The organism is Streptomyces sp. SID13726 (assembly GCF_010548375.1).
Classification (GTDB): Bacteria; Actinomycetota; Actinomycetes; order Streptomycetales; family Streptomycetaceae; genus Streptomyces.
Genome location: NZ_JAAGLY010000024.1, coordinates 1 through 23348, shown reverse-complemented (window position 1 = coordinate 23348; position 23348 = coordinate 1). Strand labels below are relative to the sequence as shown.

Sequence of the window (23348 nt, the reverse complement as noted above, 5' to 3'; positions counted from 1 at the left end):
AATGCTGTCCTTCGGGCCAATGGATCCGGGAAGGCGCAGGCCGCAAGCTCTATGTCGTGACCCAGACAACCGAAGCCGCAGCCGTCGAGGAAACCCGGTCCCCCGGAGGATTCCGTATCCACCGCGCCTGGTTCGTCGCCGCCGTCACCTTCGTGACGATCATCGGGGCGGCCGCCTTCCGGTCGTTGCCGGGGCTGCTCATCGATCCGCTGAACCAGGAGTTCGGGTGGTCGCGCGGGACGATCGGCGCGGCCGTCTCCGTCAACCTCGCGCTCTACGGGCTGACCGCGCCCTTCGCGGCGGCGCTGATGGACCGGTTCGGTATTCGGCGGGTGGTCGCGGTCGCGTTGACCGTGATCGCGATCGGTTCGGGGCTGACCGTGTGGATGACGGCGGCCTGGCAGCTGATGCTCTACTGGGGCCTGCTGGTCGGGCTCGGCAGCGGGTCCATGGCTCTCGCCTTCGCCGCGACCGTCACCAACCGCTGGTTCACCGAGCGGCGCGGGCTGGTCACCGGCATCCTGACCGCCGCCTCCGCCTCGGGGCAGCTGATCTTCTTGCCTGCGCTGTCCTGGATGGTGGAGAAGCACGACTGGCGACCGGCGGCGATCACGGTCGCGCTCGCCGCCCTCGCGGTCGTGCCCTTCGTCTGGCTGCTGCTGCGCGACCACCCGGCCGACGTGGGGCTACGGCCGTACGGCGCGACGGAGTTCGTGCCGAAGCCCGCTCCGGTGACCGGTGCCGCGCGCCGGGCGGTGACGGTGCTGTTCAAGGCCGCCCGCACCGGGCCCTTCTGGCTGCTCGCCGGCACCTTCGCGATCTGCGGGGCCTCCACCAACGGCCTGATCCAGACCCACTTCGTGCCCGCCGCCCACGACCACGGCATGCCCGTCACGGCCGCCGCCTCGCTGCTCGCGGTCATCGGTGTCTTCGACGTCGTCGGCACCGTCGCCTCCGGCTGGTTCACCGACCGCTTCGAGCCCCGTCGCCTGCTCGCCGTCTACTACGCCCTGCGCGGTGTCTCGCTGCTCTTCCTGCCCATGCTGCTCGCCCCCTCGGTCCACCCGCCGATGCTCTTCTTCATCGTCTTCTACGGCCTCGACTGGGTCGCCACCGTCCCGCCCACCGTCGCCCTGTGCCGCGAGCAGTACGGCGAGGACAGCGCGATCGTCTTCGGCTGGGTCCTCGCCTCGCACCAGGTCGGCGCCGCCCTCGTCGCCTTCCTCGGCGGTGTCGCCCGGGACGTCTTCGGGACGTACGACATGGTCTGGTACGCGTCGGGGGCGCTGTGCGCGGCGGCGGCGCTCATGGCGCTCGTGATCCGGCGGCGGCCGGCCGCCCCTGGCTCCGCCTCCGCCTCCGCGCTCGCGAGCGCGTGACCGTCTGACGGTCTGCCCCCGCCCGTCTCGCCGTCGGACGGTCTGGCCCCGCCCGTCTCGCCGTCGGACGGTCTGGCCCCGCCCGTCTCGCCGTCGGACGGTCTGGCCCCGACTGCCTCGCCGTCGGACCGTCTGCCCCCGCCCGCCTCACCGCCCGACCGCCTAGAGGTCGCCCTCCAGCACGGTCCGTGTGATCGGCGGGCGGTTCCACAGCGCGAGGAGTTCGTTCGCGAGGTCCACGATCGGGAGCGGGTGGCGCTCGCCGTGGACCTCGATGCCCGCCGCGAGCAGGCTCCGGGGGACCGCGTCGGCGTCGAGCAGGACCCGCCAGTCCTCCGGGCCGAGCTCCAGGTACTCGAGGCCGGTCAGCTTGGTGATCTCCAGCGGGTCGGCGAGCGTGCCGGGATACGCGCTGAGCGTGCGCAGCCGGGGCAGTCCGGCGACGGGGGCCAGGCTGACCGGGCCGCCCTCCCACACGCCGATGGACAGCACTTCGAGGGCGGGGTCGGCGGCGGCCTGGACACTGCTCACCCCGTGGACGTTGACGTAGGCCACGGCGGGCGTCTCGCGGCGCCGGGAACCCTCCTCACCGGACTCGCCGTCGAGCACCAGGCCGGTGAGGGACGGGGCCAGGAGGATGCCGCCGATGTTCTCCTCGTGGCTGAGCAGGATGATCTGCCCCGAGTGGCCGCGCGGGCCCGGGGTCAGGTCGATCGCGAGCCGGTCGCCGCCGCCGTTGTCACCGAAGACGATCCAGCCCGGTGAGCCGACCAGGCCCTGCACGGCGGCGTCGGGCGGGGTGACGACCGCCTCCATCGCCGCGAACTGCCAGGGGCACCACCGGGACGAGGCGTCGGCGACGTACACGTCGTCGAGAGGGAGCAACTCGCAGCCGACCGCCTCGGCGACCCGCTCCGCCTTCTCGTAGTCGCCGTCCCAGTCCTCCCAGTGCGCCCGCACCACCCGGTACAGCGCCTTCAGCTCTTCGGGCAGCGGTATGCAGAGGCGCTCCTCCGCGGCCGCGATCTCCGCCTCCGTGGCGCCGATCGCGTCCGGCAGCCGCTCGCGCAGCGTCCGCTCCAGCAGCGTGGGGTCGGCCGCCGGGTCCGGTACGGCTCCGGTCACGGGGTCGGGCAGCCGCCGCCACGGCTCCGCCACGGCGTCCTCGACCAGGTGGATCGATCCCGGGTGCGGTCCGCCGATGCCGGGCTCCACGGCGGGACCGTGGTCGAGGAGGTGGAGGACGGTTCTGCCGGCCGGGAAGATCTCCGCCACGAAGGTGACGTCGTCGGTGCCGGACTCGGTGAGCGCGGTGTGCACCAGCCCGATCGCGTCGTACTCGGCCTGCGAGTCCTCGATCTGGGCGGCCCGGCCCGGTGGCGGGGACGGCCGGTGCAGGGGCACGCTCCACGAGCCGTGACCGATCCGGCCGGCGACATGGCCGCCCGTCGGGGCGAGGCGCTCCGCGTGCTGGGCGTGCAGGAGCCTGAGCAGCGGTTCCCAGGTGGCGAACGTGTGGATCGAGGACAACGGGAGCCTCCGGCCGTACCGGTGAACGGGACGAAACCGATTATCACGGAGACCACTGACAACGGGCCGTACGGCCCCGGTACCTCAGGCGAACCGCCACCAGTCCCTCAGGCGATCTCTCAGACGAACTGCCCGGTCCCTCAGACGAACCGTCCCCGGCCCCTCACACGAACCGCCCCCGGTGGAACAGCAGCGGCGACTCGCCCTCCCCCGTCCCCAGCGCGTCCACCCGCCCCACCACGATCAGATGGTCGCCGCCGGTGTGCACCGCGTGGATCGTGCAGTCGATCCACGCGAGCGTGCCCGCGAGCCGGGGAGAGCCGGAGACCGGCGCCGGGTCGTGGTCCACGCCCGCGAACTTGTCCGCGCCGCGCGCCGCGAACGCCCTGCACAGCGGGCCCTGTTCCGCGCTCAGTACGTTCACGCAGAACACGCCCGCCCGGGCGATCCGCGGCCAGGTCGTCGACGTACGGCCCACCATGAAGGCGACGAGCGGCGGGTCGAGGGAGAGGGAGGAGAAGGACTGGCAGGCGAAGCCGGCGGGAGGGGTGCCGGGGGCCGTGACCACCGTGACCCCGCTCGCGAAGTTCCCGAGCACGCGCCGGAACTCGGCCTGGTCGACCGGCGCCCGCTCGTCCTCGCGGACACACCGCAACTCCGGGCGGGGCAGCGCCTCGACGGAGAGGGCCCTGCCGGACCTGAGGTAGCGGACGGCCGCTTCCGCCATCCCTGCTTGTCCCATCACATCTCCCATTGAAGCTGACGGTGTGTCAGATGGGAAGCCCCGGGCGGCCGAACCCTCAACGCCCCCGGTACTCAGGGCTCCTGCGCGCCACGAAGCTCGCCACGCCCTCCCGCGCGTCCGCCGTCGTCATGTTGATCTCCTGCGCGGTTGCCTCCGCGGCGAAGGCGGTGGCGCGGTCGGAGTCCAGGGAGGCGTTCACGAGCTGTTTGGTGAGGGCGAGGGCGCGGGTCGGGCCGGTGGCGAGCCGGGCCGCCCATTCGCGGGCCGTCTTGTCCAACTCCCCGTCCGCCACTACCCGGTTGACCAGGCCGAGGCGTTCGGCGTCCGGGGCGGTGAGCGCGTCGCCGAAGAACATCAGCTCCTTGGCGCGCTGCGGGCCCAGAAGTCGGGTCAGGAGGTAGGCGCCGCCGCCGTCGGGGACCAGGCCCCGGCGCACGAACACCTCGATGAACCTTGCCGATTCGGCGGCCAGGACCAGATCGCAGGCGAGGGCGAGATGCGCGCCGAGGCCGGCCGCGGTGCCGTTCACCGCCGCGATCACCGGTTTCTCGCAGTCGAGGACGGCCGCGATCAGACGCTGGGCGCCGAGGCGGATCGTACGGGCGACGTCGCCGGCCACGCGCTCGCCGTCCGCCGCCCCGCCCCGCAGGTCCGCGCCCGCGCAGAAGCCGCGCCCGGTCCCGGTGAGGACCACGGCCCGTACCTCCGGATCGGCCGACGCCCGCCCCAACAGCCCGATGAGCAGGTCCCGTTGGCCGGGAGTGAGGGCGTTGAGGACCTCGGGCCGGTTGAGGGTGAGGTGCATGACCTGGCCGTCGACGCGGTGCAGCACCTCGCTCACCGGCACACCACCAGCGCGTCGAGCGCCACCGCCCCCTGCCCCCTGGGCAGCACCATCAGCGGGTTGATGTCCAGCTCCGCGAGGTCGTCCCCCAGCTCCATCACCATGCGCTGCACCCGGAGCACCACTTCCACGAGCGCGTCGAGATCCGCCGGGGGCCGCCCCCTGACCCCGTCCAGCAGGGCTCGCCCGCGCAGGTCCTCCAGCATGTCCCGGGCCTGCTCCTCCCCGAACGGCGGCACGCGTACGGCGGTGTCGCGCAGCACCTCGACCAGGACCCCGCCGAGCCCGACCGTCACCGTCGGCCCGAACAGCTCGTCGTGCGCGGCCCCGACGACCATCTCCACGCCCCGCTCGATCATCTGGCAGACCAGGACACCGTCCAGGGAGACGTCCTCGTAGCGGGCGATGTCCGTCAACTCGCGGTAGGCGTCGCGGACTTGGCTGGCGGAGGTCAACTCGATCCGCACCAGGCCGAGTTCGGTCTTGTGGGCGATCTTCGCGCCGGATGCCTTCATGACGACCGGGTAGCCCACCAGGCCCGCCGCGCGGACGGCCGCCGCCGCACTGGTCACCAGCTGCTCGCGCGGCACCCGGATGCCGTACGCCCGCAGCAGTTGCTTCGCCGCGTGCTCGCTGAGCTGCTGGCCCGGGCGCATCAGGGCCTGTGCCTTGCGGAAGGACGGCGAGGGGGTGCGCGGGGCCTCGTCGAAGGGGGAGCGGTAGCCGGTGACGAAGCGGTGGTGGTCGAGATAGGCGCGGACGGCGGTGATGCAGTTGCCGACCGTGCGAAAGGTGGCCACCCGGGAGGAGCCCAACAGGACCTCACGGTAGGCCGGTTCGGTGCCGACCGGCGAGCCCCACACCACGCACACCAGCTTGTCGGTCTGCTCGGCCGCGTCCACCAGGTCCTGGACCAGCCGGTCGCTCAGGGGCGGGAAGGGCCCGGTCACCGGGCAGATCAGCACGCCCACCGACGGGTCGGCGAGGATCGCGTCGATGATCTTCCGGCCCCGCCAGTCGCCGACCGGATGCCCGCCGTTGTCAACGGGGTTGGCCACGCTCAGGAACTCCGGTATCCACTGGTGCAGTTCGGCCTGCTTGGCCTCCGACAGGGCGGGCAGCCTCAGGCCCGCCTCCGTCGCGAGGTCGGCGAAGTGGGCGCCGGTGCCGCCGGAGATGGAGTAGACGACGACCCCCTCGGCCCGCGGCGGCCGTGCGCGGGCCAACAGGGCCGCGGTGTCCTGGAGTTCGTCGAGGCCGTCGACGCGGATCACGCCGTACTGCCGCATCGCCGCGTCCACCACCTTGTCCGCGCCGGTGAGTTTGCCGGTGTGGGAGGCGGCCGTACGGGCGCCGGTCTCGGTGCGGCCCACCTTGACCGCGACCACCGGCACCTGGCGGCGGGCGGCGCGGTCGGCGGCGAGCAGGAAGGAGCGGCCGTCCTTCAGGCCCTCGACGTAGCAGGCGATGGCGCCGACCTCGGGGCGCTCGGCGAAGTAGGAGAGGAAGTCGGCGGTCTCCAAGTCGGCCTCGTTGCCGGTGGGCGCCCAGTGGGTGAGCCGGATACCGAGTTCCTGGAGGGCGTAGACCGGGCGGCCCTGGTGTCCTGACTGGGTGATCAGGGCGATGCCGGGGCCGTCGAGGTCCTCGCGGAAGGAGGAGAACGCGTTCAGGTTGGTGTTGGGGCCGAGCAGCCGCATCCCGGACTCGGCCACGGCGGCGGCGAGACGCTCCTGCGCGAGCGCCCCCTCCTCGCCGGTCTCGGCGAACCCGGAGGCGAAGACGACCGCGAACTTCACCTTGGCCTCGGCCAGCCGCTCGATCACCGGCAGCGGGTCGGCGACCAACAGGACGGCGAGGTCGACCTGTTCGGGCAGGTCGGAGACGGACGGCACGCAGGGGATGCCGAAGACGGCCGGACGGGTCGGGTTCACCGGGTGCAGCCGGGCCCCGACCCGTTCCGCCCAGTCGACCAGCTGCCGGGTGACCCCGGTGTTCGGGCGGCCCTCGGCGTCCGAGGCGCCGATCACGGCGACCGATTCCGGCCGGAAGAACCGGTCCAGATCGGGGACGTCCGTATACAGCGGTCGGCCGCCGACGTCGAGGTCGTCGACATCGGCCGGCCTGCCGTGGACGGCGGGTCCGGGTTGCTCGCCGCATGCGATGACCCGGGCCCGGCGGGAGTCGGTGGTGAGGGTGCCGTGGGTTGATCCAAGCATCGGTCCGCCCGCTCCTGTGTGACAGCGTGAACAACTGACGCACTGTCAGATTACAGAACTGACGGGTTGTCAGGAACGGGCGTGCACACAAAGTTGGCGAAACAGCGCTGTTGATCGCGCGGCACCTACAGCACCGCGAGTACCTCCTTCGCCACCCGCTCGCCGGAGCGGACGGCTCCGTCCATGAAGCCCATCCAGTGCACGGACGTCTCCGTCCCCGCCCAGTGGATGCCACCGACCGGGGTGCGCAGGGCGGGGCCGTACTGGGTCAGCACACCGGGCGCGCCGATGGAGACGGGGCCGCCGCGGGTGTAGGCCTCGTTGTTCCAGCGTTGCAGCACGAAGGAGGTGGGGGAGGCCGCTTTCGAGCCGAAGTAGGTCACGTAGTCCTTGAGGACGGCCGCCTTCACCTCCGCCTCGCTCGCCGCGTCGTACTTGCGGGCCTCGTCGGCCTCGATGAAGCCCATCAGGGCGCCGTAGGACGCGTCCGGCGGGGAGTTGTCGAAGGTCGAGCTGATCACACCGGTGTCGCTGACGACCTGGCCGTTGAGACCGTCGGCCCGCCAGAACGGGGTGTCGTAGATGGCGATCGCCTTGCCGACCGAGGCCATCGGCAGCCGCTGGGTGAGCTGGTCGCGGGCGGCCGGGAGCAGCGGGTCGTAGGTGATGCGGGCCGCGAGCGGCGGCGGTACGGCGACCACGACCCGCTTGGCGGTGACGGTGACCCCGTCGGCCGTGACGACGTACTTGGAGCCGGACTTGGCGATCGTGCGCACCGGGGCGTTCAGCACCACCCGGTCGCCCAGTGTCGCGGCGAGCTTGATCGGCACCAGCTGCGAGCCGCCGACGAAGCGCAGCTCCTGGGCGCCGCCCGCGGTCTCGGTGAGGCGCTCCAGGGTGCCGGGGGTGGTCTCGTTGCCGGCGGCGGCGATGTAGAACAGCACGAACAGCAGGGAGAGTTCACGGGGCTCGGCCGAGAAGATCGACGTACAGGCCACGTCCAGAAGGAACTTGGCCGACGGGATGACGGCGTTGCCGCGCAGCCAGCTCTCGAAGGTCTGCCGGTCCCACTCCTCGGCCTTCGCCGCGGTCCAGGGCGCGTCCACCGGGATCGTCTTGGCCATGTCGTCGAGGGAGGCCTGCACGATCGCCGCGTTGGCGAGTCCGGCGGCGTCGATCGGCGGGACCGAGCCGAGGAGGCCGTCGGTGGCGTACGGCGTCTTCTTGCCGTCCTTGTAGAGCAGGTTGTTGCCGGTGTTGTAGGTGGCGAAGGTGGCCACCCCGAGCGAGTCGGCGAGGGCCTTGATGCGGTCCTGGGTGGGGCCGATGAACTCGCCGCCGCCCTCCGTCTCGCCGCCGTTGGCCAGCTTCAGGTTGAGGACCCGGCCGCCGACGCGGTCGCGGGCCTCCAGGACGGCCACCGTCTTCCCGCCCGCGACTAGGTCACGGGCCGCGGTGAGCCCGGCGAGCCCACCGCCGACGATCGCGACGTCCACGTCACGCGCGGTGGCGGCGGAGGCCGGAGAGGCGGCGGTACCGGTGAGGGCGACGGCACCGGCCGCGGCGGCGGCACCGCCGAGCAGGGAGCGCCGGGAGAGCGGGGAGACCGAGGGGAGCGGGGGGAGCTGTCTGTCGCGTGCCACGTGCGTCCTCCGTAGTGGAGAGAGTGTGGAGCTAGAACATGAGAAGTGTTCACATTCTGGCCCCGTACGACGGCACACGACAACGCTCCTGTCACATCTCTCACACATGTAACAGGAGCGCTGGTGAAGCGAGTTGGGGTGTTCCGGGTCAGACGGGCAGCCGCGAGAGCCGGCCCGCGCCCTCCTTCTGTACGGCCTTCGCGATCTTCTCCGCGTCGATCGCGACCTCGCGGAAGGTGCCGCTGATCGGGGTGACGTACCCGGTGAAGTAGAGGCCGGGGGTGTTCTTCGGGACGCGGGCGCCGTTGACGACCGGCCCCCCGACCCCGTCGAGGACGTCCAGGTGGCCGACCAGCCCGTCGAGCGCGCGCACGTACCCCGTGGCCGCGATCACCGCGTCCGGCGTGATCCGGGTGCCGTCGGCGAGGAGCACCTCGCCCTCCTCGAAGCCGTCGACGGCGGCCACGACCTCCACCCTGCCCTTGCGGATCGCGTCGATGAGGCCGACGTCCTGGACCGGGATGGCGCCCTCCTTGACCCGGCTGTACAGGCCGGTGTCCGGGCGGGGCAGGCCGTGCTCGGCGAGGTCGGGCACGCTGAGCTTCGCCATCGGGCGGGCCAGCCGGTCCACCAGGCCGACCGGCAGCCGTCGTACGAGAACGCCCGTGTACTGGGCCGCCCAGCCCGCCGTGGAGCGGCGGACGATGTGCGGGGCGGTGCGCACGGACAGCCGTACCCGCGAGGCACCGCCCTCGACCAGGTCCACGGCGATCTCGGCGCCGGTGTTGCCGACGCCCACGACCAGGACGTCCCGGCCGGCGTACGGCTCGGGGTTGCGGTACTCGCCCGCGTGCGCCAGGTCGCCCTTGTACGTCTCGCGGCCCGGCCAGTCCGGCAGCCGCGGGGTGTGGTTGTAGCCGGTGGCGACGACCACGGCGGCGCCGGTCAACTCGCGGCCGCCGGTGGCGTGCAGGAGCCAGCCGGTGCCGTCGGGGGTGCGTTCGACGCGGGAGACCTCGACCCCGGTGACGGTCTCCAGCTCGTGGAACTCGGCGTACTTCTCCAGGTAGCGGACCACGTCGTCGCGGGCGACCCAGCGGCCGAAGCGGCGGGGCATCGGCAGGCCGGGCAGGGCCGACAGGCGGCGGGTGGTGTGCAGGTGGAGGCGGTCGTAGTGGCGCCGCCAGGAGGCGCCGACCCGGTCGGCCTTCTCCAGGACGACCGCGCGGATGCCCCGGGCGCGCAGCGCGTACGCGACCGCGAGTCCGGCCGGGCCGCCGCCGATGACGTACACGGGGCGGTCGGTGGTGCCTGCGGAGGGTGTGGAGTCGTCCATGGGCGCGAGCGTAATCAGACAGCGCGTTGATGGGTCTCGGTCAAGCCCGGAATTGGTTGCGGATCGATCACGCCTGTAGGAGAAGTGCGTGGGCCCTGTGACGTAGTGCACATGGAAGGCGCCACGGCGCCGAGGCCCGCGGATGCGGAGCTCGGCGCCGTGGTGTGCGGCGGCCGGAGACTGACGGGAAACCGGGGGCCGCGTTCCTGGGGGTTACTTGGTCTTCCCGGTCTTCCCGGTCTTCCCGGCCTTCTTGTGGCCCGTGACCTTGGCGATCCAGGTGATGAAGTCGCCCGGGTCGGTGTTGGCGCCGTGGCCCTGGTCCCAGTAGTAGAGGTGGTTCACCTCGTCGCCGAGGCCCGCGGCGGCGGCCGCGAGGTTCGCGGAGACGACGTGCGAGGTGTCGGAGTCGCTGGTGCCGAGGCGGATCCACCAGTGCCTGGAACGCGCGGAGTTGACCTTCTCCACCAGGTGGTACATCGGGTTCATCTGGTCGAGCTTGGCGGGGATGTCGCTCGCGACCCGCTTGGTGGACAGGCCGGTGCTGTCGTTCTTGGCGCCGTACGCGGTGAAGTGGCGGTTCTCGGTCGTCCCCGCGCCGAACAGGTTGTTCTCGCCGGCCGACAGGTCGAAGGCGTCGAAGGCCGGGGTGGTCTTCTTGCGGGCGCCGACATGGGTGAGGAAGTCGGCCCAGGTGAAGCTCGCCCGGCCGCCGGACCAGGTGATGAAGGTGTTCTCGGCGAGGTAGGTCTCGCGGTCGGAGTCCGAGAGCGCGGCGAGGTAGGTGGTGGCCGACGGTTCCAGGTACTGCTTGACCAGGTACTCGTCGTAGTTGCGGGCGGTCAGAGTGCCGAAGCCGGAGCCCTTGAGCCCGCGCAGCCTCAACTTCGCCTGGTACTCGGCGAACTGGGCCTGGAGCTCCTTCGACACCGACTGGTCCACGACCTTGCCGGTGGAGGCAGTGACGTTGGTGCCCCAGTTCCACTCGTAGGCGCCGTCGGCGTGCTCCAGGTCGGTGATCGGGCACCAGGCGCCGACCGCGAAGATCGCGTCGGAGGCGTCGGCCGCGCCTATCTCCCTGAGGAGCTTGTCGTAGATCGGGGAGTCGCCGGAGGCACCGAGCAGCGAGGACAGGGCGCCGCCCGCGCTGGTGCCGGCGGAGACGATCCGCTCCGTGTTGCCGGGGATGCGGCCCTTGTTGGCCTTGATGTACCGCACGGCCGCCTTGAGGTCGACGATCGCGGCGGGGGCGGTGCCGTAGTACTCGCCCGAGGAGTTCTTGAGGGTACGACCACGGGCGCCGGGCTCGATCACGACGTACCCGGCGGCCAGCGCGAGGAGCTGGTTGCTCGCGGTGGCGCCGCCGGTGGCGTTGGTGTTCGCGTTGGCGTTGGAGGCGGCGGAGGCGCTGGGAGCGGCACTGCCGGTCGGGGCACCGCTGGGAGCGCCGCCGCCCCCGCCCATGCCCCCGGCGCCGACGCCGGTCGCGGTCGCGACGGAGGACGGCATGTAGCCGCCGATGGAGTTGGCGAGCAGGATCGGGGCGTTGCTCGCGTCGACCGCGGTGCCGTCGATCTCGACCGGCGCGCTGACGATCAGGGACTGGTAGGTCGCGTCGACCGGCTTGGAGACGTAGGTGATCGCCTTCCAGAAGTGGTAGGTCACCGAGTGCTCGGTGCCCTCCGTGTCGGTGACCGTCGTCGTCAGCTCGGTGAAGGCGTCCGGGTCGAAGACGAGGCTGTCCTCCGTGGCCTTCGAGCTGCTGCCGGTCGACGCGCTGGCACTCAGAGCGATGCCTCCGACAGCGGCGACCCCCGCCGTCGCACCGATCCCGATGACGACGTTCCTGCGCTTGATTGCCCTGTGCTTCACGGTTGGCTCCCTCGGCGTTTTCGCTGGCGGGAACGAACGTAGCCGCGTCTCCGACAAAATTGCCAACAATCCGCGGGTATTCATGGGGGACCCACAGCTTCTCGGGGGGCGCACAGGTTTCTCTCATGGGTTCTCACCGTGTGTGCCGGAGCGTGCGGTCGCCGGTCAGCGGAGGTTGCGTCGGGTCTCCGCGAGATGGATGCCGATGTACCGCGTGAGGGTCAGCGCGTCCTGCGGCTCGTCGGCCCGGAAGGCGACCAGGCGCAGCAGACTCACCCCGTCGAGCGTGATGCCCTCGCGGGCGAGGACGAAGAGGAGGGTGAGGAAGGCGGACCGGGCGTTGCCGTCGTCGAACGGGTGGAAGAAGCACACGTCGAGATACGCGCGTGCGGCCCGTGCGGTGAGGGGGACGGGCGACTCGGCGGAGCGCGCGCTCCCGGCCAGGCAGGAGTCGAGGCGGGCCCGGGTGTCCTGGCCGATTCCGTAGCGCTCCCTGCCGCGCTTGGCGAAGGCCGGCAGGGTGCGGAACGGCGGTGGCTCCGGTGTCCCCAGGACGTGCCGCTGCCAGCTCCGCAGCAGTTCGAAGTCGAGGGAGGCGCCGCGTGCCGCGTCGGCCCGCAGCAGGTCCAGGGCGTCGAGCAGCCCCTGGGCGCGAGCGGGATCCAGGGCGCCGTCGAAGGCGCGTATGTCATCCGCCGCGCCGTCCCGCGCCGGGGTCACCGGGTCGTCCCGGTCGTCTTCCGAGGCCTCCTGCCAGGGCACGTCCTCGCGTACCGAGAGCCAGCGCTCCAGGTAGTCCGGCGGGGGCTCGGCGGGTCGTGCGCCGTCGTCGGGCCGGAGCGACAGTGCGAGCTGCTCCGCGACATCGTCGACCAGCGCCGGGTCGGGACCGGTCCAGCTCTCGAACCGCCCGCCGATCGCCTCGCCGACCAGCTCCTGCGCGAGGTCGGGAGCGACCCCCCAGCGGCTGAGGAACCAGGTGAGCACCTGACGGCAGTGGCCGTACCAACCGCTGCCGCAGCCGGTGCGATCAACCACCTGGAGGATCAGGTTCCGGGTGGTGCGGTCCCACAGGATTCGCTGGTCCTCGATCCCGGCCAGGTCGAGGGGGTACGCCTCGAACCGCCCGGCGAGGCTCTCCAGCCACTCACGCCACTCGCACAGGGCCGCGACGACCCTGTCCAGCGTCTCCTGCGGTGTGGTGATCGAGTGCCGCGCGCAGCACCAGTTCCCGACGGGACCGCCGTCGAAGTCACCCTCGTCGTGCGCCCAGCGCCAGCCCAGGGTCCAGCGGCCGTAGTGCTCGACGAGGGCGTACGCCATGGCGTCGGACCAGCGCCGTCCCGCGTTCGGGCTCGGGCCGCCGGCCGGCGGGTCGCCGTAGGGGCCGCCGCGGTCGCCGGGCAGTGTCCGGGCGGGCCCCAGTGACCGCACCACCCGCGCTGCCGACGCGCTGTCGAAGGCGTGGCGGGCGGGATCCACGTCGTCCCAGCTCAGATCGGAGGGGAACAGCTCGGCCATCACCGCGCAAGCCTGCCATGGCCACCCGTCCGCGGTTCAAGCGGATTTTCCGGCCCGGATGAACGCCCGCAGGGGCGGATGCCGGCAACTGCACTGCCCGGAGCGTCAGTTGGGGTGCCCGCGTGACGACTGTCGCGCTTCGGCCCACCGGGAGGAAGGTCTTCCCGGCGTCACGCCGGCTTGAGTGTCAGACCTGAACGCTCGTGCAGGGACGCGAGTGCGGTGTGCTCCACGGCCCCGACGTGCAGGGTGGCGGTGTTGTAGGAGTAGCTGGCCAGAAGGCGTCGCGACGGGTCGACGAAGCTCAGCCAGTGGCCGCCCTTCTGCATCTCGCGGGACCCGACGTAGCTGAGCAGTGATTCGACGACCCCCAGCTGCTGCTCACGGACCCGGCAGGTGGCTCGGTGCGGCAGCGACGCCACGGCCTGTCTGCCGGCGACATTGATCAGGAAGGCCGACAGCCTCCGGGATTCGCTGTACCACTTCCCGCCCGGCTCGCTCCGGCCGTGGACCCTCGGGTCGGGCCAACCGACATCGTCCGGGCGCACGCTCCACCGCGCGGGCCAACGGTTCTCCCCGCAGAAGACCAGATGTCCGTCCTCGATGTCCAGGTGCTCGGGAGCCGTCACCCGCAGGGTGTGCTCGTGGCCGTTCAGGCCCATCAGTTCCGGGTGGCGGCCCGCGGTGGCGTAGTAGTCGCGCAGGGCGTCCGGCAGGCTGATCCCCAAGTGGTCCTCGGTGGCCGTGACTTGGGCATCGGTGCAGCCGTCGTCCGGGGTCCAGTCGCCGAACGCGGTCGACATGAGTTCCTGAAGCGACTCTTTGATCATGGCAGGCCTCAAGCCGATGGGGTCATCACTCGCTGGGAGTGGGCGTTCCGTCCGCAATGATCATAAGTGACCTGCCGCCCGGGCCCACCAGGAACGAGGTCTTCCCGCCGTCCGCGATCTGACGTACCGTCAGATTCCATGGACACGATCTGGCTGACCGGCGCGCAATGGCTGGCCGTCCTGCGCATAGGCCTCGGTCTGTGGTGGCTGGAGAGCTGGCGGCACAAGGACAAGAAGACGTGGTTCGAGGGCGGTGGCATCACCTGGGCCGCGAACATCGCCGCCAAGCACCGCTGGACGCCGGTGCGCAGTGGCTTCGACGTGGTGGTCGCGCCGCGGCCGAAGACGATGGCGTACGTCGTCGCGTACGCCGAACTCGCCCTGGGTGTCGGCCTGATCCTCGGCCTGCTCACCCCGCTGGCGCTGGTCGGCGGACTGCTGCTGAACGCCCTCTACTTCACCCTGATGATCCATGACTGGGCCGAGCAGGGGCAGAACTCGATGATGGCCCTCATCTCGCTCGTCGCCCTGTTCGGGATGTCCTGGCAGACCTGGTCGCTCGACGCCGCGCTGGGCTGGTTCTGATGACCGCGGGCTTCGACCGGCCGGAGGCGGACGCCTTCACCCGGACCTACTGGGACGCGGCGGCGCGCGGCGAACTGCTCCTCAGGCACTGCGCCTCCTGCGCCCAAGTCCACCACTACCCAAGGGAGTTCTGCCCCCGCTGCTGGAGCGAGGACGTCTCCTGGCACCCGGCGACCGGCCGTGCCACCCTCCACACCTGGTCCGTCGTCCACCGCAACGACCTGCCCCCCTTCAAGGACCGCCTGCCGTACGTCCCCGCCGTGGTCGACCTCGCGGAGGGCCCCCGGATGATGACGGAGATCGTCGGCTGCGCGCACGGGGAGTTGCGGGCCGGGCTGGAGCTGGAGGTGGTCTTTGCGGGCGGGGTGCCGAGGTTCAGGCCGTGGGGGACTGCTGTGGTGGTGTGAGTGGGTGGGTGAGTGGTCGGCGCGGATGGTGACGGAGATCGTCGGCTGTGCGCACGGGGAGTTGCGGGCCGGGCTGGAGCTGGAGGTGGTCTTTGCGGGCGGGGTGCCGAGGTTCAGGCCGCGTGAGACGGCCGTGGCGGTTTGAATGGGCGGATGACCGATGTCGACGACGAGCACCTGATACGACCCTTCGCCCCGCTGCACGGCCACGGCCTGCGCCTGAGCTCCTGGGACGCCGAATCCGACGCCCAGGTCCAGGACTGGCTGCGCGCCGCCCTGGACCCCGAGTTCGGACGCTGGAACACCCCCCTCACCCCGATCCACGACCTCGACGGCGCCCGGGACGCCATCCGGCGCAGGGCCGAGCAGGCGGCTCAGGGCACGAGCGTGTCGTACCGGATCACGGACGAGTCGAGCGGTACGACGCTCGGGCACCTCGGCGTCAACCTGATCGACCACGTCTTCCGCACCGCCCGCGTCGGCTACTGGGTGCTCCCCGAGGCCCGCGGCCACGGCGTCGCCACCCGCGCCCTGCGCCTCGCCACCCCCTGGGCCCTGACCGACCTCGGCCTGCACCGCCTGGAACTGGGCCACGCCCTCGGCCACGAGGCCTCCTGCCGCGTCGCCGAGCACTGCGGCTTCCGCTACGAGGGCACACTGCGGGGCGCGATGTTCGAGGCGGGCCGACGCGACACCTTCCGGGACGTGCACCTGCACGCGCGGCTGGCCACGGACCCAGAGCCGGAGCCGGACCCGGATCCAGCCCCGGCCCCGGCGTAATTCGCGGGCGCCTGGGCCCGGTCGCGCAGCACCATGGAGCATGACCACGCTTCCCGACGACCGGCACTCGGCCGAGGGCCCCTGGCACCCCGCCGGGGACGCCTGGCACCCCGCCGGGGACCCCTGGCACTCCACCGGGGACCCCTGGCACACCACCGAGGACCTCGACGAGTTCCTCGCCCGCGGCGGAGCCTTCCTGCGCTCACGGCCGGACCTGCACACCGTCCTGCTCACCGTGACCGAGGGGCTGCGCACGCGCGGGCTGCACGCGTACGGCAGTGCCGCGCCCGTGTTCGGGCTGCTGGCGGAGGGCGGGGAGGTGTGCGGGGCGTACTTCCGGACGCCGCCGTACCGGCTGTACCTGTCGCCGCTGACCGCCGAGCGGGCCGAAGCCCTCGCCGCGCATCTGGCGGCCCTGGGCCAGGACGTGCCCGGGGTAAGCGCCGAGGCCGGGACCGCCGGCCGGTTCGCCGAGGCGTGGGCGCGCCGCACCGGGGCCGTGGCCGTGCCGTACCAGCGGCAGCGGCTGTACCGGCTCGGCGAGCTGAGCGTGCCGCGGCCCGCGCCCGCAGGACGGGCCAGGATCGCCGGGCCGGGCGACCGGGAGCTGCTGGTGCGCTGGTTCGGCGAGTTCGTCCGGGACATCGGGGAGGACGAGAAGGACCCCGTGCGCGCCGGGTCCTGGGCGGACACCCGGCTCGCCTACGACGGTGTCGCCCTCTGGGAGGCCCCGGACGGCACCCCCGTCTCCATGGCCGGGCTCACCCCGCTGGTCGCCGGGCAGATCCGGGTGGCGCCGGTGTACACCCCGGCCCCGCTGCGCGGCCGAGGGCACGCCGGGGCCGTCACCGCCGAGGTCAGCCGGGTCGCCCGGGAGCGGGGCGCCGAGGAGGTGCTGCTCTTCACCGACCTGGCCAACCCGACCAGCAACGGCCTGTACCAGCGCATCGGTTACCGGCCGGTGGCGGACTTCGCGGTGTACGACTTTCAGGGCCAGAGCAGTTCCTGAGCCCAACCGTCCGCCGTACGAAGGTAGTTGAGCCGTACGTGCCGCCTGCGCTCGTCGCCCTGGAAGAACTCCACCGCCTCCGGCGCCAGCCGGTACAGCGTCCAGGACGCGACCGGCGCGGCGGGATCTCGCTGCGCCCGCTCCCAGGACTCCTCCGACGCCCGCGCCAACTCCCCGAGCGAGCCCAGGACTTCGCTCTGGCGGCCGGTGAGCGCGGCGGCCAGGGCGCCGGTCGAGCGGGCGTGCAGGTCCGCCTGGGCCTCCGTGGAGGGGGCCGCGGTCACCGGCCCCCGCACCCGTACCTGGCGGCCCAGCACCGGCCAGTAGAAGCCGAGGGCGGCGTAGGGCCGTCCCGCCAGGTGTCCGCCCTTGCGGCTGCGCGCGTGGCTCGCGAAGGCCCAGCCGTCCGCGTCGGCGCCGTGCAGCATCACGGTCCGTACGTCGGGCCGGCCCTCCGTGTCCGCCGTGGCCAGGGACATGGTGTGCGGCTCGGTCTGCCCGGCCGCCACCGCCTCCGTGAACCAGGCGGCGAACAGCTCCAGCGGGGTCGCGGGCGCGGAGTCCGGGTCGAGGGCGGGCAGGGAGGTGACCTCCGGGTCCCACACCCGCAGTGACCTGAGCAGCTCGTGAAGATCCGTTGCCATGCCTCAGACGGTACCGAGGTCCGAGGACACCTACCTTTCGGGCCGCATCCGTACGACGGCCTGCTCGCCGTGGTCCTTCCACGCGAAGTCGACGTGGCCGACCGCCTTGCCGTCGCCGTGATCCGCACGGTGCCGTCGGACTCGTACCGCCGCCGCATCGGCACAGTGAGCGGTGCGCGCCCTAACGGCCCAGCACCACCGTCCCCGACGAGCAGAACCAGCCCCCCGTCCCCGACGCCACCGCGAGCCCCGGCGCCGACCCGTCCCGGCGCCGCACCTGCCGTGCCCCCGCCTCCCCGCGCAGCTGCCGTACGGCCTCCACGAGCAGGAACAGCCCCCGCATTCCGGGGTGTTGGGCGGAGAGTCCGCCTCCGTCGGTGTTCACCGGCAGCTCACCGCCCTCGACCTTCAGCCGTCCCTTCTCCACGAAGGAACCGCCCTCGCCCTTCGCGCAGAACCCCAGGTCCTCCAGCGTCACCAGCGTCATGTAGGTGAACGCGTCGTAGATCTCGGCGAGTTCGATCTCCTCGGGCCGGACCCCGGCCCGCTCGAAGGCCAGCCGTCCGCTCACCGCCGCCGGGGACACCGTGAAGTCCGGCCACTCGGACATGCTGACGTGCGAGACGTGCTCGCCGGTGCCGAGCACCCAGACGGGGGCGGTACGGCAGTCCCGTACGTACTCCTCGGCCACCAGCAGCACCGCCGCGCCGCCGTCGGAGCGGATGCAGCAGTGCAGCTTGGTGAAGGGGTCCGCGATCATCTCGCCGGACAGGACGTCGTCCACGGTGATCGGGTCGCGGAACATCGCCTCCGGGTTGAGGGCGGCGTTCGCGCGCGCCTGCACCGCGACCTCCGCCAACTGCTCGATCGTCGTGCCGTGTTCGATCATGTGGCGGCGGGCGGCCATCGCGTACTTGGCGATCAGGGTGTGACCGTACGGCACCTCGAACTGGAGCGGGCCCCGGGCGCCGAAGGAGAGGGTGCCGGTGCGGCGGCCCGCCCTGATGTCGGCGCGGGCCGTGGAGCCGTAGACCAGGAGGACGGCGTTCGCGTGGCCCGCGGCTATCGCGTCGGCCGCGTGTGCCGCCATCACCTCCCAGGTCGAGCCGCCCACCGACGTCGAGTCGACCCAGGTGGGGCGCAGGCCCAGGTACTCGGCGACCTCGGCGGGGGCGAGCAGGCCGGTGCCGGTGGAGGCCAGGCCGTCGATCAGGGAGCGGTCCAGGCCGGCGTCGGCGAGCGCCCCGCGGGCGGCCTGGGCGTGCAGGGCGTAGGGGGACGTGTCGTCCACGCGGCCGCATTCGGAGAGGGCCACACCGGTGATCGCGACTTTCCGGCGGCTGGGGGGCATGAGGGGGCTCCTGCCTCTGTGCAACTGGTGCGGGCGCTCCTAATATGACGGACCGTCAGATCGGGAGGGAAGAGCCATGGACGCACGGTTCACCGCCGAACAGGACGAGATCCGGCGGACCTTGAGAGAGCTGTTGCGCAAGCGCTGCGGGCCGAAGGAGCTGCGCGCGGCCACGGAGACCCCGGCAGGCCACGACCCCGCGCTGTGGCGGGCCCTCGCCGGGCAGCTCGGTCTGCCGGGACTGGCGGTCCCCGAGGCGTACGGCGGTGTCGGCTGCTCGGCGACCGAACTGGCGCTGGCCTGCGAGGAGACGGGCCGCGTCCTCGCCCCCTCGCCGCTGCTGGCCACCGCCGTGCTCACCGTGCCGCTCGTTCGGGCCCTGGGCACCGAGGCACAGCGCGCCGACCTGCTGCCCCGCCTCGCCTCCGGCGCCCTGACCGCCACGCTCGCCGTACCGCCGGGCACGGCGCTCGGGCTGACCGGGGACAACCGGGGCGACTGGGCGGGCGGAGGGCGCGCGGGCGGGGTCCAGGCCCGGCGCGCGGGGGCGGGCTGGCGGCTCTACGGCCAGGTCGACCAGGTCCTCGACGGGCACAGCGCCGGTCTCCTGCTCGTCGCCGCGCACGCCGGTGGGTTCGCCCGCTCCCGCACGCTCCTCTTCCTCGTCCCCGGCGACGCCCCCGGCCTCGTCCGCACCCGGCAGACCGCGCTGGACGCGACTCGCCCCCAGGCCCGGGTGCAACTCCGGGACGTCGAAGCCGAGTTGCTGGGCGACAGCGACAGCGGCAGCGACAGCGACGGCGGCAGCGGCAGTGGCGACAGCGACGGCAACCCCAACGGCTCCAACGGCAACCGCAACGCCACCGCCCCCGCCCCCGCAGCCGACGTACCCGCCGCACTCGCCCACGTCGGAGACACCGCCGCCGCCGTCCTCGCCTGCGAGGCCGTCGGGGCCGCCGACCGGGCGCTGGAGCTGACCGTCGGGTACGTCGGGCAGCGGGAGCAGTTCGGGCGGCCCGTCGGGTCGTTCCAGGCGGTCAAGCACCGGCTGGCCGACGTGTACGTACAGCTCCAGGCGGCCCGTTCCGCCGCCTACTTCGCCGCCTGGGCCGTCGGCCAGGGCGAGCAGCGGGTCGGCGGGCTTGCCCTCGCGCAGGCCCTCGAAGCGCTGCGCACGGCCGCCGCCGAGGGGATCCAGCTGCACGGGGGCATCGGGTTCACCTGGGAGCACGAGGCGCATCTGTACTTCAAGCGGGCCGCCGGTGACGAGCTGCTGTTCGGGCCCGCGCACCGGCTCAGGGCCCATGCCGCCGACGCGGCAGGGCTGTTCGAGCGGGCGACGGAGGTGGCGGTGTGATCGGTACGAGGGTCGTCCAGAAGGTGTCCTCCACGCGCGGCTTCGCCAAGGTGGCCCCGCATGTGATCCCGGCCCTGGACCGGGCCGTGCACCGGCTCACCCGGGGCAGGGTGCTGCTGAGCGCCCAGATGCTGCCGGGGGTGATCCTCACCGCGACCGGGGCCAGGAGCGGGGTGCCGCGCCGGACACCGCTCGCCTGCATGCCCGAGGAGCCCGGCCGCACCTGGATCCTCATCGGCTCCAACTTCGGCCGCGAGGGGCACCCCGCCTGGACCGCCAACCTCCTCGCCCACCCGGACGCCGAGGTCAGCTGGAAGGGCGCGGACATCCCGGTCACGGCGGCCCTGCTGACGGGGGAGGAGCGGGCGGCCGTATGGAAGACCGCGCTGGCCTTCTGGCCGCCGTACGCCACCTACCAGGCCCGGGTCGAACGGGAGATACGGCTCTTCAGGATCACCCGTAAGTGACCCTTGGACGCACGACAGGCGGCCGTCCACCCGGGTGAACAGCCGCCTGCCAGACAGGACTCGGGAAGGGCCTACTTCGTCGGCTTCTTGCCCGTCACGCCCAGGTGCACCAACAGCGCGAGGTTCGGCTTGAGTTCAGCCTGCTTCACGCCCCACGTCTGGAAGCCCTTCTGGTGCGAGGCCACCGCCGCGAGCATCGCGACGAGTGAACCCGCGACCGCGGCCGGGTTGACGTCCTTGTCGACCTTGCCCTTGGACTGGAGCTCGGCGACCGCGTCCGCGAGGGAGTTGTTCACGGAGTTGAGGATCTTCATACGGAGTTTGTAGAAGCGCTTGTCGCCCTCGGCGGCGCCCAAGTCGACGACCCGAAGGATCGCGTCGTTCTTGCGCCAGAACTCCAGGAAACCGTCCACGAGTTCCTGCGCGGTCTGCCAGCCGGCCTTGCCGACCCACGACCGGCCCGCCAGCAGCTCGGTCAACCCGGCGCCCTCGGTGGCCATTTGCTCGGCGATCTCCAGGACGGCGCCCTCGACGTCCGGGAAGTACTGGTAGAAGGTCGCGGGTGAAGTCCCCGCCTTCCGGGCGACATCGATGACCTTGACGTCCCGGTAAGGGGAGGAGCTGAGCATCTCGCTGAGGCAGTCGAGCAGCTTCTGCCGGGTCGCCTGCCCACGCCGACCGGCCACACGGCCGTCGACGGTACGCACTTGTCCTGTCATGCCGTCAGCTTACCGAGGGGTGATCGGAGCGCGATTCGGCCGACTGCAAATGGGGTGCACGAGGGCCGAGAGGCGGGTGTGCCTGGTCCTGCGGGGTGCGTGCGTCGCCGTTACTTTGACGGTATGGCCGAAAACAGGGCATCCGCAGACGGAACGGGATACGCCGAGGGCGTCCCCTGCTGGGTGGACGCGCAGCTTCCCGACGTGGCCGCCGGGCGGCGGTTCTACGGTGAGCTGTTCGGATGGACGTTCAAGGACGCCCACGGGGGTGCCGTATGGGCGCATCTCAGGGGTGAGCCGGTCGCCGCGCTCGCCCACAAGACGGACGGGCGGATGCCCACGGTGTGGACGGTGTACTTCGCCACCCCGGATATCGAGGGCCTCGCCGACCGGATCTGGGCGGCCGGCGGACAGGTCGTGACCGCGCCTGTGCCGGTCGCGGAGCTGGGTACGTCCGCGCTGGTCACCGACCCGGAGGGGGCCGTCTTCGCCCTCTGGGAGCCCGGTCGGCACCAGGGCTTCGGCCGGCGGCACGAGCCCGGCGCCTTCGCCTGGGCCGAGCTGTACGCCCGGGACACCGAGGCCGCCAACACCTTCTACGGCGGGCTCTTCCACGACGCCCTGTTCGGACCCGAGGCCCGCCCCGACTTCGGCCGCGCCCCCGTCGCCGACGTGTTCCCGGCCGAGATGCCGCCGCACTTCCTCGTCCACTTCGGGGTGGAGGACTGCGAGGCCGCGCTCGGGACGGTCAGCCGTCTCGGGGGGCGGGTGCAGGCGCCGCCATTCGAGACGTCGTACGGGAAAGTGGCCGTCGTCACGGACAATCAAGGGGCGTCGTTCGCCATCATGGAGCGGTCCGGGTGGTAGAAGGTACCGCTTTGATGGGAGACACCCCATTTGGGGCCGGGTTCGCAACCAGGCCTCCGGCCAGGAAGAATCAGGGTTGCGTGCCGCCATGGCGGTGCGGTGGTGAGACGCTGCACGGGGTCGCGTGACTATGTGGGTTGACGGGGCCCGTACGGGGAGGTGGCAGGCAGAGTGGTGGATCAGCTGACGCAGCACGATCCGCGCAGGATCGGGCCGTTCGAGGTGCTGGGACGGCTGGGTGCCGGCGGCATGGGGCTGGTCTATCTCGCGCGCTCGGCTTCGGGCCGGCGGGTGGCGATCAAGACGGTGCGCACGGAGCTCGCCGAGGACCAGCTCTTCCGGGTCCGCTTCACCCGTGAGGTGGAGGCGGCCCGGGCGGTCTCCGGCTTCTACACGGCGGCCGTGGTCGACGCCGACCCGCGCGCGGCCGTGCCCTGGCTGGCCACCGCGTACGTCCCCGCGCCCTCCCTCGAAGAGATAGTGAACGACTGCGGGCCGCTCCCGGCCCAGGCGGTGCGCTGGCTCGCGGCGGGCGTCGCGGAGGCCCTCCAGTCCATCCACGGCGCCGGTCTCGTCCACCGCGACCTCAAGCCCTCCAACGTCCTCGTCGTGGAGGACGGCCCCCGGGTCATCGACTTCGGCATCGCGTCCGGCGTCTCGAACACCCGTTTGACGATGACGAACGTCGCCGTCGGCACCCCCGCCTATATGTCCCCCGAGCAGGCCAAGGACTCCCGCAGCGTCACCGGCGCAAGCGACGTCTTCTCGCTCGGCTCCATGCTGGTCTTCGCCGCCACGGGGCACCCGCCCTTCCACGGCGCCAACCCGGTCGAGACGGTCTTCATGCTGCTGCGTGAGGGCCCCGACCTGGAGGGCCTCCCGGACGAGCTGCGGCCGCTGATCGAGTCCCTCATGCAGATGGAGGCCATCGGCCGCCCCAACCCGGCCGACCTCCAGGCCCAGCTGGCCCCCCACCTCTTCGGCTCCGGCTCCGACGACAGCGGTACGGCGTCGGCGTGGCTGCCCGAGAAGGCCGTGGCCATGATCGAGGCCCGCCGGGGTGGTCGTACGCCCACCACGCAGGCCGGTCCCGGCGGCCGCAGCGGAGGCGGGCGCCCCGCCGCCGTCGTACCGCCGCCGCCCTCCTACGACCCGCTGCCGCCCGCGCCCGTCCCCGTCGGCGCCCCCGACACCGGCCCCGTCCGGCTCGCCGGCGCCCAGGTGCCCATCGGCCCAGGACCCC

Annotated in this window: 22 protein-coding genes and 1 pseudogene; 10 read left to right on the top strand and 13 right to left on the bottom strand. The window is 72.3% G+C overall.

The annotated features are described in order from the left end of the window. The first annotated feature begins 56 nt into the window (after nt 1-56). Nucleotides 57-1379: an MFS transporter gene (locus tag G3I78_RS38635; RefSeq protein ID WP_164433582.1), complete on the top strand. Its 1323-nt coding sequence runs from the start codon at nt 57-59 to the stop codon at nt 1377-1379. A 162-nt stretch (nt 1380-1541) separates the two neighbouring features. Here the strand turns inward: G3I78_RS38635 and G3I78_RS38630 are convergent, their stop codons facing one another. The 9 genes from G3I78_RS38630 to G3I78_RS38590 all read right to left on the bottom strand — a co-directional run bounded on the left by G3I78_RS38630 (nt 1542) and on the right by G3I78_RS38590 (nt 13892). After that, on the bottom strand, nt 1542-2909 hold the full coding sequence (locus G3I78_RS38630; RefSeq protein ID WP_164433580.1) for an SMI1/KNR4 family protein: 1368 nt from the start codon (nt 2907-2909) through the stop codon (nt 1542-1544). Between the two features lie 163 nt (nt 2910-3072). Further along, nucleotides 3073-3651 (bottom strand): flavin reductase family protein, encoded by a 579-nt coding sequence (locus tag G3I78_RS38625; RefSeq protein WP_239158318.1) that lies wholly within the window; start codon nt 3649-3651, stop codon nt 3073-3075. Between the two features lie 58 nt (nt 3652-3709). Further along, nucleotides 3710-4459, bottom strand: coding sequence for an enoyl-CoA hydratase-related protein (locus G3I78_RS38620; protein WP_203616103.1), 750 nt, complete (start codon nt 4457-4459; stop codon nt 3710-3712). 32 nt (nt 4460-4491) lie between these two features. Continuing rightward, nucleotides 4492-6717, bottom strand: coding sequence for an acetate--CoA ligase family protein (locus G3I78_RS38615; RefSeq protein ID WP_164433576.1), 2226 nt, complete (start codon nt 6715-6717; stop codon nt 4492-4494). 125 nt (nt 6718-6842) lie between these two features. Next, nucleotides 6843-8360, bottom strand: coding sequence for an FAD-dependent oxidoreductase (locus G3I78_RS38610; RefSeq protein ID WP_164433574.1), 1518 nt, complete (start codon nt 8358-8360; stop codon nt 6843-6845). A gap of 148 nt (nt 8361-8508) precedes the next feature. Further along, nucleotides 8509-9696 (bottom strand): NAD(P)/FAD-dependent oxidoreductase, encoded by a 1188-nt coding sequence (locus G3I78_RS38605; RefSeq protein ID WP_164433572.1) that lies wholly within the window; start codon nt 9694-9696, stop codon nt 8509-8511. Between the two features lie 213 nt (nt 9697-9909). Beyond that, nucleotides 9910-11532: a subtype B tannase gene (locus tag G3I78_RS38600; protein WP_164433747.1), complete on the bottom strand. Its 1623-nt coding sequence runs from the start codon at nt 11530-11532 to the stop codon at nt 9910-9912. 201 nt (nt 11533-11733) lie between these two features. Continuing rightward, nucleotides 11734-13089 (bottom strand): Fic family protein, encoded by a 1356-nt coding sequence (locus tag G3I78_RS38595; RefSeq protein ID WP_164433570.1) that lies wholly within the window; start codon nt 13087-13089, stop codon nt 11734-11736. A 170-nt stretch (nt 13090-13259) separates the two neighbouring features. After that, nucleotides 13260-13892: an SMI1/KNR4 family protein gene (locus tag G3I78_RS38590; protein ID WP_164433568.1), complete on the bottom strand. Its 633-nt coding sequence runs from the start codon at nt 13890-13892 to the stop codon at nt 13260-13262. 165 nt (nt 13893-14057) lie between these two features. Here G3I78_RS38590 and G3I78_RS38585 point away from each other — a divergent pair, with 165 nt between their 5' ends. Genes G3I78_RS38585 through G3I78_RS38565 form a run of 5 tightly spaced genes read left to right on the top strand, consistent with a single transcriptional unit; the run spans nt 14058 to nt 16700 of the window. Next, nucleotides 14058-14504 (top strand): DoxX family membrane protein, encoded by a 447-nt coding sequence (locus tag G3I78_RS38585; RefSeq protein ID WP_164433566.1) that lies wholly within the window; start codon nt 14058-14060, stop codon nt 14502-14504. Next, nucleotides 14504-14911, top strand: coding sequence for an OB-fold domain-containing protein (locus tag G3I78_RS38580; protein ID WP_164433564.1), 408 nt, complete (start codon nt 14504-14506; stop codon nt 14909-14911). The genes G3I78_RS38585 and G3I78_RS38580 overlap by 1 nt, the downstream gene beginning before the upstream one ends. A gap of 4 nt (nt 14912-14915) precedes the next feature. Further along, nucleotides 14916-15056, top strand: a complete 141-nt coding sequence (locus G3I78_RS38575) for a hypothetical protein (RefSeq protein WP_343243960.1) — start codon at nt 14916-14918, stop codon at nt 15054-15056. An 8-nt stretch (nt 15057-15064) separates the two neighbouring features. Next, nucleotides 15065-15691: a GNAT family N-acetyltransferase gene (locus G3I78_RS38570; protein WP_164433562.1), complete on the top strand. Its 627-nt coding sequence runs from the start codon at nt 15065-15067 to the stop codon at nt 15689-15691. A gap of 40 nt (nt 15692-15731) precedes the next feature. After that, a complete protein-coding gene (locus tag G3I78_RS38565) occupies nt 15732-16700 on the top strand; it encodes a GNAT family N-acetyltransferase (protein ID WP_164433560.1) in 969 nt (322 codons plus the stop codon). Here G3I78_RS38565 and G3I78_RS38560 read toward each other — a convergent pair. The 3 genes and pseudogenes from G3I78_RS38560 to G3I78_RS38550 all read right to left on the bottom strand — a co-directional run bounded on the left by G3I78_RS38560 (nt 16679) and on the right by G3I78_RS38550 (nt 18695). After that, nucleotides 16679-17344 carry a pyridoxal 5'-phosphate synthase gene (locus tag G3I78_RS38560; RefSeq protein ID WP_164433558.1) on the bottom strand — a complete coding sequence of 222 codons (666 nt, stop codon included), beginning with the start codon at nt 17342-17344 and terminating at the stop codon, nt 16679-16681. The genes G3I78_RS38565 and G3I78_RS38560 overlap by 22 nt on opposite strands. A gap of 30 nt (nt 17345-17374) precedes the next feature. Then, nucleotides 17375-17443, bottom strand: a pseudogene (locus G3I78_RS52400) (pyridoxamine 5'-phosphate oxidase family protein); the annotation flags it as partial. An 82-nt stretch (nt 17444-17525) separates the two neighbouring features. After that, on the bottom strand, nt 17526-18695 hold the full coding sequence (locus G3I78_RS38550; RefSeq protein WP_164433556.1) for an acetyl-CoA acetyltransferase: 1170 nt from the start codon (nt 18693-18695) through the stop codon (nt 17526-17528). A 76-nt stretch (nt 18696-18771) separates the two neighbouring features. Between G3I78_RS38550 and G3I78_RS38545 the strand changes: the two genes are divergently transcribed. Both G3I78_RS38545 and G3I78_RS38540 read left to right on the top strand, forming a co-directional pair. After that, nucleotides 18772-20052, top strand: coding sequence for an acyl-CoA dehydrogenase family protein (locus G3I78_RS38545; RefSeq protein ID WP_164433555.1), 1281 nt, complete (start codon nt 18772-18774; stop codon nt 20050-20052). Next, nucleotides 20049-20519 carry a nitroreductase/quinone reductase family protein gene (locus G3I78_RS38540; RefSeq protein WP_164433553.1) on the top strand — a complete coding sequence of 157 codons (471 nt, stop codon included), beginning with the start codon at nt 20049-20051 and terminating at the stop codon, nt 20517-20519. The genes G3I78_RS38545 and G3I78_RS38540 overlap by 4 nt, the downstream gene beginning before the upstream one ends. 71 nt (nt 20520-20590) lie before the next feature. Here G3I78_RS38540 and G3I78_RS38535 read toward each other — a convergent pair whose 3' ends face one another. Then, nucleotides 20591-21226 carry a TetR/AcrR family transcriptional regulator gene (locus tag G3I78_RS38535; RefSeq protein WP_164433745.1) on the bottom strand — a complete coding sequence of 212 codons (636 nt, stop codon included), beginning with the start codon at nt 21224-21226 and terminating at the stop codon, nt 20591-20593. A gap of 135 nt (nt 21227-21361) precedes the next feature. Between G3I78_RS38535 and G3I78_RS38530 the strand changes: the two genes are divergently transcribed. Further along, complete coding sequence (locus tag G3I78_RS38530) at nt 21362-22105, top strand: VOC family protein (RefSeq protein ID WP_164433551.1); 744 nt, start codon at nt 21362-21364, stop codon at nt 22103-22105. A gap of 171 nt (nt 22106-22276) precedes the next feature. Further along, nucleotides 22277-23348: serine/threonine-protein kinase (locus G3I78_RS38525; protein ID WP_164433549.1), on the top strand; the 1072-nt coding region annotated here is incomplete at its 3' end.

What these genes read in the sequence shown, in the direction of transcription:
- G3I78_RS38625 (WP_239158318.1), bottom strand. Translation starts at nt 3,651, where the DNA reads ATGGGACAAGCAGGGATGGCGGAAGCGGCCGTCCGCTACCTCAGGTCC.
- G3I78_RS38620 (WP_203616103.1), bottom strand. Translation starts at nt 4,459, where the DNA reads ATGCACCTCACCCTCAACCGGCCCGAGGTCCTCAACGCCCTCACTCCC.
- G3I78_RS38615 (WP_164433576.1), bottom strand. Translation starts at nt 6,717, where the DNA reads ATGCTTGGATCAACCCACGGCACCCTCACCACCGACTCCCGCCGGGCC.
- G3I78_RS38605 (WP_164433572.1), bottom strand. Translation starts at nt 9,696, where the DNA reads ATGGACGACTCCACACCCTCCGCAGGCACCACCGACCGCCCCGTGTAC.
- G3I78_RS38595 (WP_164433570.1), bottom strand. Translation starts at nt 13,089, where the DNA reads ATGGCCGAGCTGTTCCCCTCCGATCTGAGCTGGGACGACGTGGATCCC.
- G3I78_RS38590 (WP_164433568.1), bottom strand. Translation starts at nt 13,892, where the DNA reads ATGTCGACCGCGTTCGGCGACTGGACCCCGGACGACGGCTGCACCGAT.
- G3I78_RS38585 (WP_164433566.1), top strand. Translation starts at nt 14,058, where the DNA reads ATGGACACGATCTGGCTGACCGGCGCGCAATGGCTGGCCGTCCTGCGC.
- G3I78_RS38580 (WP_164433564.1), top strand. Translation starts at nt 14,504, where the DNA reads ATGACCGCGGGCTTCGACCGGCCGGAGGCGGACGCCTTCACCCGGACC.
- G3I78_RS38570 (WP_164433562.1), top strand. Translation starts at nt 15,065, where the DNA reads ATGACCGATGTCGACGACGAGCACCTGATACGACCCTTCGCCCCGCTG.
- G3I78_RS38565 (WP_164433560.1), top strand. Translation starts at nt 15,732, where the DNA reads ATGACCACGCTTCCCGACGACCGGCACTCGGCCGAGGGCCCCTGGCAC.
- G3I78_RS38560 (WP_164433558.1), bottom strand. Translation starts at nt 17,344, where the DNA reads ATGGCAACGGATCTTCACGAGCTGCTCAGGTCACTGCGGGTGTGGGAC.
- G3I78_RS38550 (WP_164433556.1), bottom strand. Translation starts at nt 18,695, where the DNA reads ATGCCCCCCAGCCGCCGGAAAGTCGCGATCACCGGTGTGGCCCTCTCC.
- G3I78_RS38545 (WP_164433555.1), top strand. Translation starts at nt 18,772, where the DNA reads ATGGACGCACGGTTCACCGCCGAACAGGACGAGATCCGGCGGACCTTG.
- G3I78_RS38530 (WP_164433551.1), top strand. Translation starts at nt 21,362, where the DNA reads ATGGCCGAAAACAGGGCATCCGCAGACGGAACGGGATACGCCGAGGGC.